Annotated in this window: 10 protein-coding genes; 1 reads left to right on the top strand and 9 read right to left on the bottom strand. The window is 39.1% G+C overall.

The window, feature by feature from the left end; all coding sequences use genetic code 11:
- Positions 1–255 precede the first annotated feature (255 nt).
- Positions 256–1176, top strand: coding sequence for an isoaspartyl peptidase/L-asparaginase (locus tag BMW37_RS12415; RefSeq protein WP_093321670.1), 921 nt, complete (start codon positions 256–258; stop codon positions 1174–1176).
- Positions 1177–1280: 104 nt separating this feature from the next.
- Here the strand turns inward: BMW37_RS12415 and BMW37_RS12410 are convergent, their stop codons facing one another.
- The 9 genes from BMW37_RS12410 to BMW37_RS12370 all read right to left on the bottom strand — a co-directional run bounded on the left by BMW37_RS12410 (position 1281) and on the right by BMW37_RS12370 (position 14280).
- A complete protein-coding gene (locus tag BMW37_RS12410) occupies positions 1281–2498 on the bottom strand; it encodes a BaiN/RdsA family NAD(P)/FAD-dependent oxidoreductase (RefSeq protein WP_093321668.1) in 1218 nt (405 codons plus the stop codon).
- A complete protein-coding gene (locus BMW37_RS12405) occupies positions 2498–3124 on the bottom strand; it encodes an HD domain-containing protein (protein WP_425441800.1) in 627 nt (208 codons plus the stop codon). Before BMW37_RS12405 ends, BMW37_RS12410 begins: the two co-directional genes overlap by 1 nt.
- An 855-nt stretch (positions 3125–3979) precedes the next feature.
- Positions 3980–6448, bottom strand: coding sequence for a sigma factor-like helix-turn-helix DNA-binding protein (locus BMW37_RS12400; RefSeq protein ID WP_093317417.1), 2469 nt, complete (start codon positions 6446–6448; stop codon positions 3980–3982).
- Between the two features lie 4 nt (positions 6449–6452).
- Positions 6453–8648, bottom strand: a complete 2196-nt coding sequence (locus BMW37_RS12395) for a DEAD/DEAH box helicase family protein (RefSeq protein ID WP_093317414.1) — start codon at positions 8646–8648, stop codon at positions 6453–6455.
- 55 nt (positions 8649–8703) lie between these two features.
- Complete coding sequence (locus BMW37_RS15625) at positions 8704–8958, bottom strand: HTH-like domain-containing protein (RefSeq protein WP_093317411.1); 255 nt, start codon at positions 8956–8958, stop codon at positions 8704–8706.
- 89 nt (positions 8959–9047) lie between these two features.
- On the bottom strand, positions 9048–9524 hold the full coding sequence (locus BMW37_RS12385; protein ID WP_093317409.1) for a protein kinase: 477 nt from the start codon (positions 9522–9524) through the stop codon (positions 9048–9050).
- The gene (locus BMW37_RS12380; protein WP_093317406.1) at positions 9517–11526 is read right to left on the bottom strand and encodes an integrase; all 2010 of its coding nucleotides are present in this window, start codon (positions 11524–11526) and stop codon (positions 9517–9519) included. The genes BMW37_RS12385 and BMW37_RS12380 overlap by 8 nt, the downstream gene beginning before the upstream one ends.
- A complete protein-coding gene (locus tag BMW37_RS12375; RefSeq protein WP_093317403.1) occupies positions 11519–13102 on the bottom strand; it encodes a site-specific integrase in 1584 nt (527 codons plus the stop codon). The genes BMW37_RS12380 and BMW37_RS12375 overlap by 8 nt, the downstream gene beginning before the upstream one ends.
- Positions 13099–14280 (bottom strand): tyrosine-type recombinase/integrase, encoded by a 1182-nt coding sequence (locus BMW37_RS12370; RefSeq protein WP_093317398.1) that lies wholly within the window; start codon positions 14278–14280, stop codon positions 13099–13101. Before BMW37_RS12370 ends, BMW37_RS12375 begins: the two co-directional genes overlap by 4 nt.
- Between the last annotated feature and the right edge of the window lie 225 nt (positions 14281–14505).

The following is a 14505-nucleotide window of genomic DNA, read 5'->3' as shown; positions in this document are numbered from 1 at the left end:
TAAAATAAATTCACCGTATCTAAAAAAGGATATTAAAATACTTTACAGACAAAACATAATCGGTATCATGCAACAACTTAATTTATCGATTAACACTTTCACTCATTACGCTAAAATTTGAAGAGTACCTGTGTAGAATCAATCTACTTAAAACATTAAAAATGATCAATACTTAAAAATTTTGGCTTAATAATCAAATCACATTCGGATAAATTAACTTTCTTTTAAAATGGATAAATTAAACAAGGAGTTTTGATGTCATTTTTTTTAATTACCGGTGAAGGATTTAGCGCGCTTGAAACAGGAATCAGCTCGCTCAACAATCAACAATCCCATATTGATACAATTGAAGCAATGATAAAAATTGTAGAGCTTGATGAGAATGTCACATCAGTAGGGATTAATTCTTGGCCTAATATGTTAGGTGAAATGGAGTTTGACGCAGCTATTATTGACGGCACATCAAAAGAATCAGGTGTGGTAGGTGCATTAAAACAAGCCCTACACCCTATTTCTGTGGCTAGGCGGGTAAAAGAAACGCTTCCTCATGTCGTACTCGTGGGTGAAGGTGCTAGACACTTTGCAGATGAACAAGGCTTTGGGCGCCATATAGCCTTAACACCTCATAGTTTAACTGGTTATACTAACTGGCTAAAACAACATAAATTAACAGACATTGCGTCTTTGAAACTTTCTGAACTCGCATGGAAAACAGCAGATCCCCAAAAAGCTGGGGGAACGGTTGCTTTAATGGTAATGGATGAAACCAATTCGATGGCAGCAGGCGTCAGTACTAGTGGTTGGGCGTGGAAACATCCAGGAAGGTTAGGAGACTCCCCAATTATAGGAGCAGGTATTTATGCTGATACCCGCTATGGTGCAGCTGGTTGTATTGGGCATGGTGAATACGCGATTAGAACTGTGGCCGCTAAATCAATAGTGCAATACATGGAATGTGGTTTAAGTGTGAAGGAAGCTGTTTTAAAAGTGGCTGATGAAATTATTAGGTTACCTAAACGAATGAAAGCAGCAATAGGTCTGCACGCAGTTTCAAGTAAAGGAGAGCCTTTCTTGGCTGCGCTTGGTGGATTTACAGAACCATATTACTTTTGGCAATCAGGCATGGCACAGGCGCAAAAACGTGAAGCGGATATTATAATAAACTGGCCAGAATAATTAGTTCAACCAATTAATATTGACCTTTTCAAAATTACTTAAAAGGTCAATATGCATTATTAATCGATTAATATAGATAACCTGATTAATAATAGCTTAAAAATCTAAGCTTGTATTATCGCCTCTGCCGCAGCATGAGCTGAACTCCAAGCCCACTGAAAATTATACCCCCCTAACCACCCTGTTACATCCATTACCTCGCCAATGAAATAAAGACCTTTAACAGATTTCACTTCCATGGTTTTAGAAGACAAACAATTCGTATCGACTCCCCCTAATGTCACCTCTGCTGTGCGATAACCTTCAGTTCCATTCGGTTTAATTTCCCATTGATGAATAAGCCTATCAATATTTTCAATTTGGCTAAGACTCAACTGCGCCATTGTCATCTCAGGTAGAAGTTTCATATCAATCATTAATTCAACTAAACGCTTAGGAAGGGAATGAGATAAAATAGTTTTAAGCTGCTGCTGTGGATGCTTTGCTTTTGCATCAACTAAAATGTTAGAGATACTGCCATCAGGTAAAAGATTCAAGCTAATTGCATCACCTTCATGCCAATAATTAGATATCTGTAAAATAGCCGGTCCAGATAAACCTCTATGGGTGAATAAAGTATTTTCTCGAAAAGACGTACCGTCCTTAGCTTGCGCAATAGAAGGCACTGCAATACCGGAGAGCTTAGCTAACTGTTCTAATAGAGGTTTATGTAAAGTTAAAGGAACAAGCCCTGCTCTTGTAGGATAAACATACAATCCAAATTGTTCCGCAATTTTATAACCTAAGGGGGTAGCACCTAAACCTGGCATCGATAACCCGCCAGTTGCAACAACTAAATGATGAGCGGTAATTGAACGTTCATTTGAGATGACATTAAAATAATTATCCGACAATTGTTCAATCGATGTTATTGTTTGACGTAATGCTATCTCAACTCCTCCGGCATCACATTCAGTTAGCAAGAGATTAACTATATCTTCTGCACTATCATCACAAAATAATTGCCCTAATGTTTTTTCATGATAAGCAATATTATGCTTAAGCACTAACTCAATAAAATCCCATTGCGTATAACGTGCTAATGCAGATTTACAAAAATGTGGATTGTGTGAAATAAATGCACCAGGTTCAATGTAAAGGTTAGTGAAATTGCAACGCCCTCCCCCTGACATTAAAATTTTTCTCCCTGCCTTTTTACCATTATCCAATACTAGTACAGATTTACCACTTTGACCTAATTCAAAAGCACAAAATAAACCAGCAGCACCGGCTCCTATAATAATCACATCATAATGTTTTTTATCATTATTAAGCAATGACATTATTTAAGCCATCCATTTATCTTGGCTTGTCTAAGTTGTTTATCTAAAGCATTCCATAGTTCTGGTAACATTTCTTTCGCTAAAGCCGCTCGCCCTAAAACTTGTTCATAAGCAATTCCATTGTCTACCCAACTTTGCCCACCATTATGTAAATTAAGTATCATCGGCATTACTCTATCTATCACTTGCGCATATTTTGATTCGGGCGTTTCTGATGCCTCATATTCTTCCCATAAAGCTAGAAATTCAGCACCAATTTCATCTGAAAGTAACCCAAAAATTCGTTTAGCTGCAGCCCGTTCATTCTCTTCATTAGCAGCGCGAGCGGCTAAATCAAAAGCAATAACATCCCCGGCATCAATTTCAACAATATCGTGCAATAAAGCCATTTTAACCATTTTAAAAAAATCAAGTGAATTCGGTAAGTATGGCTTTAAAGTTAATAATCCAATTGCAAGTTGCCAACTATGTTCAGCTGAATTCTCGTGACGAGATTGCCCTAAAATTTTGGTCTTGCGTTCAACTTGTTTCAGTTTATCAATTTCCATCCAAAACTTAATGATGGGGGTAAATTCCGCAAAATCTAGTTCAGGCACAGCAGTCATATTTGAAATATTATGAGTCATTTATAATCCCTTGATTGACGTGGTTATAGCAAATAACCAATGATGAGTGTATAGATATAGTAAGGATAACATAGACAATTACATTGAACAAATTGCTCCGACTGCATAATAATTGGTTCAAGAAATATCAGAATAATAGATAAACACTAAAACCAATAAGATTTGCCGCCACAAATAGAGTTAATTATGCTTATCACTTGATATAAAAGAATAATCTTGAACTCATAAAAAACAAAGCCCTTAATAATAAGGGCTTAAAATATAATTACTGAAAATTCAACATTTTTACTTTTGTCTCAAACCTTTGTTATATCTAACTTAAATAATGAAACTTAACAAAATTAGGTCTCAGGTAATCCTCAAAAAGGTTGTTCACATAAACTAGTTAAAAAATAACTTAAACCATTGAAAAAAATTTATTTAATGTTAAATATATTAAATAATGTTAAGTTAACTCCAATGCTGTCAACTTTCTGGGAGGGTACTCTAGGGTTATTAGACACCAAGCGTAAAGATAGAATCTTAACACTTTTAGCGAAAGCACCTGACCAACTCAGGTAGCTTCAACATCCATAATCAAAAAGGCGAATATTGGAAGGTTTGTTGCTTCTACCAAACCTTGAATCGCATTTCAGCAAGATCTAGCTGAATTACAATCCATTTTCCGTTCTTGCCATCAACAGCTAATGATACTTCAAGCCAAGTCTAAATCCAAACTATTGCTCGATTTGAGATAGAGTTACCTATAATTCCTTGCAATTTACGTTCCATAGGCGTAATTTTCGTATTCCTGACTCTCGCACCAAATAGGAAACACAGGAATATCAACATTCTCGCATGAATTTAATTCATGCACTAGGGGCTATTACGCCAATTATAAAGCGCTATGGTAGCTGATTCCTTAGTGATAGCTACATGCTTCTGGAGAAACTCGATATTATCATTTACCGAAAACTCCAAATTACAAACGTTTTCAATGACTGCTTTTAAATTTCTAAATGGTATTTCATTAATAGAATACAAACTGTTCTTTCTGAACCACCCTTGATCCCTAGCATAAAGTCGTGCAATCGATGCATAAAAGTACTTTGAGAAACACTTTAAAAATCGGTTATTTAGCTCTTTTTTTATAATAGATGACTCTACAGGGATTTGGTATTTATTCAATATTATACCGATTTCAACTACGTAGTCATCTACAACAATATCTTTGTATGCGCAGCTAGGTGTAGTGTAGAGCATCCTGTCTACCTGAACAACCTTACCGTCCTCAATCAAAGCATCTAGATAAAATGCAGCATGATTACTACTTTTGCTCTTCAGTAAGTTAGCAATAGCTGTTTTTGTTAAAGGCCTCTCACTTCTATTCATTGCCTCAATAATTACATCTTTTTGTGTAATATTTTTGAAGCCTTTTTTCAACCCCACGGAATCGGATTGTGAACGACCATAAAAGTAAAATCCATAATCTTCGCCGAAATGCTTTACCAAGTGCCTAATTATAAAATAATCGTATGCCTGTAGCCCAGCGGAAGCTTGATAGCATTCCATCAAATGAAAAACGTCTCTGCAATCTGATTGAGCATATTCCATCACCGATATAAATATATCGTCCAGCGATATTGATTCAACATCAATAAATCTTGTATGTCTATATACACCCTTACCGGCCAAATATATGTAATCCGGCAACTTAAAAGCCTCATTATCTAGGCGATCCTCGTAAATATCAGTCCTAGAATAACATCTAGCATTCACCAGTCTAGCTACATCCAACCAAGGCAGACCACCCTCAAGATGAAATAAAATACATGCACTAGCCTCAGCTTTTCCAAGCTGCCTCGGCCAAATATTCTCGCCATCAATAAGCAAGACGCCACGCTTCTCCAAAAAATAAATAGCGTTATCGATATTTTTAATTTCACTTAAATTTAGTTGCGAAATGTACTCTCTAATATCATCAAGATGGAGTGGCGCACCATTTTCCGCAAAAAGAATATTTAATATAGTTTTGTCTAGCTCAGGGTAAACATACTCAAAAAGATTAGTCTGCCCACAAATCAAGCTTAAAAAATCGTAAAAGTCCTTTTCCTCTGTGAAACATGAGAAAACCTTATTGAATTTAGTGCGAAAACTGCTGGATAGCTCAGGCTCTATAAGCTGCCACATAGCCTTCGGATGAATACGCAAATGCCGAATAAAACTGCTGTTTATCTTTGATTCTTTTTGACGTATCCTCTCTCTTGTAACATCAAAGTTAGAGGCTATCTGCTCTAATGTCTGCTTGTCCTCTACAAATCCCCAGCGTTTTTGGGCAATGTCGGCCTCATCATCTTCAATTCGATCAATGAAATTATCGACATCCTCCAGCAAGATTTTTTCTGCTTTTTCAATTGGGACCATACTAAATACCTTTGGGGAGATTAACGAAGATTCAAATTCCTGATAGTTAATATTGCCTGCTAAAATAGACTCAATTTCTTTTCTAACAACATCTCTGAACTCAATCAGACAATGTACTATTTTTTCTCCAAAGCCCGGTAAAGCAAGCAACTTACTCCGATTAAAACTAAGAATGTCATCCAAATTTTCTGCAACATCCTCAGCACCAATGTATCTAGCGTACTTCTCCAACGCTTTAGCAAATTTTTGGTCTACCCCTCCCAAACATAGCCTCATATTACTGGTATCTACTTTTCCAAGATTAATTTTATTATCAGAAGGTGCGTAATTATCAACCTCAATATCAATCTCATCCGCAGTATTGGCTAATATTTTAAGCTCTTTAAAGGCTTCCACATAAGATAATCCAACCCCAGGAAGACAAGCAATATCAGAAGTGCTCAAACTAACAAGATCACCCAAAGTTTCACCAAGATGGAATGATTCATGAAATGAACTGATATTTCTTAATCTTTTAACCAGTTTCGAAAATCTATTTGGCAATATCAAATCATCAAGCCTTGTCACGAGCGAGGGTATTTTTATTATCCCCAAATCAAGGCTGATATCACTTCCAATCTTTGATTTAATCATATCGTTATCACTATTATCAACATGACCAACGCTCTCAGTGTTATCTTTAAATTCACTACAGGTATCCCCGCTAGGCGAAAATTCCACACCAAATAACCTAAGAAAGTCAGCAAAGTAAACGTTCCTTTTTAACAGCATGAAATCATCCATGCTCATATCTTCGATAATCTCCCACAAGTCCCTTTTTTTGGGCAAAGTGTCAGCATTATCACATAGAATCGACTTAATTAACTTTTTTACAGCACTATCCAAATTTATTTGGCGGATATCAATAGTAACAAAATCCATTTTCTTAATAACTCTTTAATTTCTTCAAAAACACAGAAATAGAACTGTATTTCTTTATAATCTCATCTCTTTCAGCGTCAGAAAGCTTTTTCACATCTAAACGAGATAATAAATTATTTCTGTACTTTTCGATTATTGGGCAAGGAGATGGAGCGCCAGAAATTGAACTGTTTTCTCCTAAATTAGTAGGGACATTCGGCGTAACTTCGCGGATAAATTCACTTGCTTCAGGAATCAGTGTTTTAATATCCTTCTCAGTAAACTCATTTAGATGATTCACAGTAAAATGAACTGCAATTGCTTTCAAACTAGGTTCCAGTTTATAATCTTCATAAAACCCACTTATATATTTTTTCATCCTTAAGATCATTTCCTGTTTGTCGAAATCACCATCAAATGCGGCTGTTAAATAGCCATAATAAGATCCAAAATGAGTAGCTATCTGATCTAAGCCCACGTCCTCTAGGCAATTCTCTATATTTGAAATATCTGGAATTGACTCATTTATCTCTTTGTACCGTCGCAGCTTTTCCAATAACAATTCACGACTATTGAGTTCTAGCTTCATATTCTCGATCAATTTGAGGACTTTCGCCGCTTCTTCACTATATTTGACATCCAGTGCCATATCGTGAAAGACACTATTTACTTCCGGCTCCTCCGCATCATCAATTAGATTTTCTCTATCAACAGGCATTCTATCGATAGACCTAGAAAGCTCTTTCACCTCGTTAAGCCTCTCAAGAGACCCTACAAAATCCAATACATGGACATAGTCTTTATTGGGTGTTTTTCTTAATCCTCGCCCTAACTGTTGAAGCCAAATGGTTCTGGAGCCCGTATACCGCATAAAAATAAGTAGATTTGTTTCTGGAATGTCAATGCCCTCATTAAATAGGTCACACACCAATATATACTTAACATTTCCCTCCCTAAAACTTCTAATATTTTCTCTTCTTTCCAGATCCTGCATTTTTGAATGTACAAGAGTAGCAGATCCGAGCTGAAAAAAACCTATAAGGTGGTACATGTGGCGGATGTTTCTACAGAATACGATTCCCTTTACTCTCTGTATCCCCTGTTCTTCAACAGTTTTCTCAACAATACGAACAACTTCCTGATCTTTTTTATGCAAGAATAATTTTTTATCCAAATCAGAAATGGATAGCCCACTTTCTAATTGATTAATTTTATCCTGATCAAGATCATCAAGAAGGACGAGATATCTAGGAAATGCCAATTTCTTATGCTTTAAAGCCCAAACCAAATCGAATTTACCAATATGCCCATCTGCCCCACCAAAAAAAGATATTACATCTTTGTTATCTGCTCGATATGGCGTGGCGGTTAAACCAACCAGCAGTTTCGGCTTAAATAGGGTGACAACTTCGGAATATGTTCTTGCCGCCGTATGGTGCGCCTCATCGACAACGATAAAATCATATGAATTATTGCATAGACTCCCCAGTTGGCCATACAACGTATCGAATGATGCAAATACAAAATCTGTGTCCTCTGGCTTCGTTCCAGAAAAGCAGGCAGAGAAACTGTAATTCCCAATACCTAAGACATTTTTAAATGCAGTAACTGACTGAAGCAAAATTTCCACTTGATGAGCAAGAAAGAGAATCCGTGGTCGCTCAGATGACTCATGGATTAGCCTCTTTATTAGATGAGCTACTGTATAGGTTTTCCCCAAACCTGTAGCCATTTCAATCAAAATCTTATTTTTTCCTGCATTATATTTGTGCAAAGCTTCATCAATGACATATTGTTGGTACTTCCTTGGTTTAATATCCCGACCAATTTCTGAGTGTTTTACTACCCAAAGATTCTGTAACTCATCTCGATCAATAAGCTCTACACCTAAGCGTAATGCTCGCGCTTTAACTTCTGAGGTGAAGTATGAATTGGTAACCAATATCTTGTTAGACACATTTGCTAACTTAGCACCTGTAACAATTTGGTTTAGGGCTTTTACGTCAACTGTAGTGCTCAAATTCCGTTGCTTAACTTCGATAGCAAATCTTCTCTTTCCTTTGTAAGCAAAGATATCCACACCACCATCACCGTATTTAAATTCTCTTCCAACTCTTGTAATTTCAGCATCCGACCAACCGGAGGCAAGAAATAGGTCCCTAACAAAAATCTCGAAATCTGCAGGTGCTAACTGGTCAATATCTTTAAAGTCTTTTACCATTTCAATAGCCTCTTAGTCAGCTTAAATCGTTTAATCAGATTATTCAATTTCAATGTCAACGTTTAAAACGTCGTGATAGATGCTTAGGGTTTAGTCCTACGGCTTTCAAACACCGAGTCAGATTGCACATTTTGTTAAATTCCGCACCGAAGCTGCTTCGCAACCACCCTTCACAAAACTCTTTTGCTGTAATGTTCCTCAGATCATTATCGTATTTGATCATTTGCAGATAAAGTTCAGCTGTATATTGATTACGAGGAGCATCCGCTAGTACCTGCTTGATTCGCTCGCAAATCTTGTTTTTATTCATTTTTCAGCCTGTGCGATTCTAGGCACTTGACAATTTAACTGATTTATATAGAAAATACATCAACCTTAATTAAACTATATATCAATCACTTACACTCTGCCTGATGGCGGTATTTCTTTATCAAACGGCCGGAGAATCTGAGCGGATTCAGTGTTAGAGGGTAGAACTGCCCCTTCTGGCGGCGCCCTATCAACACTGGCCATCTGTAAGCCTTTCTGCCGCACATGAAAGGCGATTTGCTGCCAGCGACGCAGCCACTGCTCTTCCTTTCGCTTGAAAGCTTCTAGCTCCTCTTTGAGACGTTCTACCTCGACCTGAAGCTCTTCAGCCTCTTTAGTTACCAGTTCTTTAGTTTTTACCAGCCCGCCTGAAAGAGCACGTTTAGCGTTATTATAAGCAGCCTTAATCTCAGATTTAGCTTGAAGCGATTGGCGACTAAAGCCAAAACGTTCTTCTAGCACAGCCCAAGTTAGTTTTGATCCAAGCTCGCCCAGTGCCCAGCGATCCAAATCAGCAACAATTGTTTTGATGTCACTATCAGACATGCGTCTAAAGCGCTTAACCATGCTCTATCTCCTTTAGATATTGTTCGGGATCAAAGTGCTCAACCCCGTTTGCGGCCAGTTGGGTAGCCAATGTTTTGAGTTTTTTATCGTTATGGGCTAGCCAATCAGCGCTTTTTTTCGGCTTGTTGCTACTCATTTGCTTTTCAGCATTTTTTCGTGCAAGCGCAGTAAGGGCATACTGGCGCTTTTGCTCATCCAGACGTCCCTTATCGTCTTTAACCCAAACGTAGTCTTTGCAGATTGCCGAACATTGCAAATGACGTTCACAGGGTGTTTGAGAGAAATTGTGGATACAGATTCCAGTGCCAACATCATGTACAGCCTGAATTCGCGCTTTCAGAATAGCATCCTGAACTTCTACCGGAACAACTTTGATTTGCTCAGCTAACTGCCCACTTACCAAGCCTTTTTTGATGTCTTCGCGGAGCATCAGCGCTCGTTTTTCGCGAGAAGTATGCTGGTATGCTTTGGTATCTTTTGGGTTAGTACGACCAAACCATTCGGTTTGTAGCAGGTCGCTTAACCCGCCCTCATCCAGCAGGGTATTAAGCGTGTGACGGAAATGATGACTGGTAAAATCCACCTCGATACTTTCTGAAGCGTATTCGGCGGCAAGTTGTGCAAAATAGCGAAGGAAGGTAGTAAACATGGACTGGCTACAACTCGTGGCCAGCCAATGAGCGTAGCTTCCACTGGAAAGTCCAAGAGGACGAATGAATAAAAGATCTTTTAGGTAATATTCTTTACCAAATTGGTCTGTATGGAAAGCAGATAAATATGCTTCAAAGAAATCACGCAAACAGTATTCAATCAATCCACTTTTGTAAGTGTAAAAAATGGGATTTGCAGGCTTAGCTACCTGCCTGGTTAATGTGTTATGATCTGGCCACGCGAGTTTTTGTTTCCTGAGCCAACCTGTTGCGCCCAAAACAGTGTGACTGATTCCTAATTCAGTCAAATCAGCTGCATAGAGCTTTTTATCTTCAGGTATACTATCCAAAAACCTTAGGTCTGGACCACCTACTTTATACATTTCTTCTGCTGTTAAACGCGCTTTAAATGTAATTTCCGCCAACTCAACGAGTACATCACCAACGATGGGGGCCACCTCTGACGGCAAGTAAAGCCTTCGTTTTGGTGTAAATACGTCACCACGACTTGCCTTTCGCGGAAAGTATTCGATATAGCGGTTACCTTCGTCATCAGAAGACAGCTGCTGAGCGGGTAATAGTGAAATTTCACTAAACCGCCTTCCTGTGGAAGCAAGTAGTGTCAAGATCAGAATATAGAAACGATACTTATGATCTTTGGGAACGTTTAAGTACAGTTCACCAATGACTCGAAATACAGCGGGATCGACCAGTTTGTCTGACTTCGTCTCCATAACCTCAGGATCATCTAACCTTTTATGATTTATTCCTCCAGTGCCAGCTGGACGCTTCATTTTTGCATATTTGTACTGTAATAAAACTCTGCACAAACCATTGGCATCACAGTGTGCCGCAAACTCTGCAACATGCTTGTGAAGATTGTAGGCGGTGGTATCACTGTAGTGTTTTGAGATTAAAACAGACGCATTATCCAGTGCTTCAGGCGTAAGCCTAAATAAATCCTGCCCTAGCTGTTTAGCTGCAAATGACACATATCCAATAGCGGTAATGAAATTACGCTGATTCGGTGCTGATTGATGCTTTCTGTGGAACCTGAGCACAAATAACGCTTTGGCAACCAGTTCCCAGCAACCGTCTAGTGACTCTGAATCCAGCTTCGGAGATAGCGAAAAACTAAAAGAGGCTGATTTCGTATTTTTACCAGTCAACCTGACTAGGCGGCCTGAAACGACTTGCCACTCGGGGGCATCCCAAACGACAGACTCAAACCCTTCTAACTTCATTAGCTTTGCTTTGCTGGCTAAAGATTTGAGGTTTTCATTCCTGTCACGCTCAAGACGATCAACGAAAGGAATAACCTTGGCCTTGCGGTTGGAGCGACCATCAGACATTACGCCCCCCTTCCTCACATAGTTTGGCTACTTGTGCTACCGCTGCGATTACCTCATCAAGCTGTATGCCTAATCGCGCATTATCGTACTTCTTCAAACGCTCTTCGCGTCCAGCCAGCAAACATTCCAAAACATGCTCGTGATTAGCGTGCCGATAAGGCTGAAATTTTGGACACAAATAACATGAGTAGGGCGGATCAAGGTGACAAACACTGGATTCGCCACACACACCAATATCAGCTTGATCTGTAGGGTTTTGCTCATCGATAAATATTAGATGCTTATCACCTCTTTCACCATTGACAGCATCTTCATCACTATCGATTAGCCTACCGTTGAAAAAATTGAGGTACTTCGAGAAGCCTTTCGCGGTTGCTTTGTCTAGATGTTCAACAATTCTACCAGCCATTTCAAAATAGACATGCACGTGCTGGGTATCTGTGTGATCAAGGATCCTCGCCAGCTCACGCTTACTGATCCCTTCAGCAGCCAAGCCTGTCGCCAATGTGTAGCGCAACCGTCTCGGAGTTACGCACATTAACTCACCAGTGAGCGGTGAGATAATATTGTGGCGTTTTACGAACGCACTGAGTAAACGTGATATATCGCTACTCGTCAGGTTAAATACGTTATCAATATCTTTGGATAAAATGGCCGCTTTATTTCCATTTCTGTTAATTAGCAATGGTCGCTTTTCTGGAATAACAAAGGCTCTATTTGCAAAACTCAGCGGCACCAATTTACTGATTTCTATCAACTGCTCAATCATGGCACCAAAATGTGGATCAAGATATTCAACCAAAAGATCGTCTCTTGGATTTACAAATCGTTTTTTAATTCTCGGCATGCGAATGATGTAGCATGGGTCATCACCTAAGGGAGCCAGCCGTTCAAAATCAGACTCTCGGAGAAATGTTAAGTTAGCAGGGTTTCGCCCAAATGCTATGGAAAGGGCAACTACAACCCTCTGCTGCAAATGCTCTAATGTTCGCCCATCATCTGATTTAAGTGCATTGATTAAGAGAGGTAGCTCAAGAGACTTGTGCAGAGGGCCACTTTCGGGATCTTCCATCCGAACAGCTTCACCTTTCGGATTCCCAGGCAATTCTAATGCCTCAAGTTCTTGCGCATAAGTTTCCGAAAAACCATATTCTGCCTTGTTGTCAGCGCTCCAGATGTACCACTGTATGGGCCTGTACATTGCCCATAGCCTTTTTCGTGAGCGAGCGCGATTAATAGCGGTTTCAAATAGATCTATTAGATGCGACTCTGAATCAACTTTAGATGCAGGGCTCCCCCAATATCTCAGAACCTCTCTCCAGACATCCTGATATGCAACATAGCCTGCATGTGTTGATATTCGTTTAAGTTGTTCGGCAACATGGTCTTTGAGCGCTTCTCTGATTTCGGGATTGATTATCTTTGTGAAATTCAGGGTTGAATTATCCCTCACAGAATACGGCAATCTCCAAGTATCACCGGATATATCAACTGCTTTTCCTTCACGGGTAATTAATTTTTCTATCTCAGGACAATACCGCTCGATAGCCTGTGGTTTCGATAATCTTATATTCACTCTAGCTTCTTCCCTGACATTATTTCAGCCTGATACCGTTTCAGTGACTTGATTGCTTGCTCTTCCACTTCTTGGGCTATGTATATATCTTGTGAGTCCAAACTACTATCGCCACGCAGCAAGGCTAAAGCTTCTCTCCTGCGCTGCTCATCCATTCCTGAAGCACGCAATACCCGCTCAAGCCGTGATGAGAATGAATGCCTGAGAGACTTGGCCGTTAAGTTTTCAGGAAGGTGGTCAGCGTATTGCAATCGCAACAACTGAAAAAACTGTGTAATTGAGGATTGCGACAAAGGCGCCCCCTCATCACTCAAGATTAAATAGTCTGATTCGTATTGGCTTTTACTTTCAAGCACTTCACGCCAAGTAACAATATACTCATTCAAAGCCAATTCAAGAAGCCTATTTTCAACCGGAATGACTCGGCCATTGCGTTTTATTTGAGGCCTCGGTCGCCTTAGATCAAGCGGGTCCGCTGGCCTACGTTCAACCTGTATCGACGAAATCGGACCAACCTGGACATCCTCCACCCTGAGACTAAGCAGCTCACCTGGCCTTAAACCACAAAATAACATCAGCCCAACAGATACATAATTTCTGAACTTTACAGCAGAATCTCTTCCGAACCCTTGCTTAGCATCGGGGTGCAATACCGCAAGCAAGAAATCAACTTCAGCATCATTTAGCCCCTTTTGAAGACTCTTTTTGACTGGTGTTGCAGACATAAAGCTACCATCAAGAGTTTTTAGCAAAAATGACTTTCTCTCCCTTAAACGCTCATAATCCAAGGAAGATAGAGGTAGCTGACTAGTCAGTACGTCCATGCACCAACTGAAAAATAGTCGGATAGTTGTTAGCCTTTGATTAAAGGTATTAGGCGCTACTGCTCTTATATGCCCATTGGCCTGGTCGATTCTTAACGCCTCGACCAAACTACCTTTTAATTCCGCTTCGTTGAACGAGTTTTGAGCCAGTAATCTAGCAGATAGGTCACAATTTGATTTGTCCAGCCAACGATAGAGCACTGACAGTTCTCTCAAATTCCGAACCAGTGTATTGGTACTAAGGGATCGCCTAGAAAGGATAAACTCATTGGGTAATACAACAGGCATACCAGAAGTATCTAGCATCATTGGTATTTGTTCACCCGTTTTGTGTGTGACTAGCTCTATTTTCATTACATCACCTTTATTGACAAAACAAGCATAACCCAAAAACTCTAAATTTACAATATAATAAATTATACGATTTCTTAAAATACCAAAATCATTAAAACAAAAAAAGCCCTTCAAATGCTTACGCACTAAAAGGGCTATATTTACAATTAAATTACTTTAAAAACAATGCAATGCAAATATTTAACTATGAATAACTTAACAATAATTATTTTATATCATTTAAAA

This window comes from Thorsellia anophelis DSM 18579, from assembly GCF_900111395.1.
GTDB classification, from domain to species: Bacteria; Pseudomonadota; Gammaproteobacteria; order Enterobacterales; family Thorselliaceae; genus Thorsellia; species Thorsellia anophelis.
The sequence above is the reverse complement of the archived record's forward strand: the minus strand, read 5'-3'. Positions and strand labels throughout refer to the sequence as shown.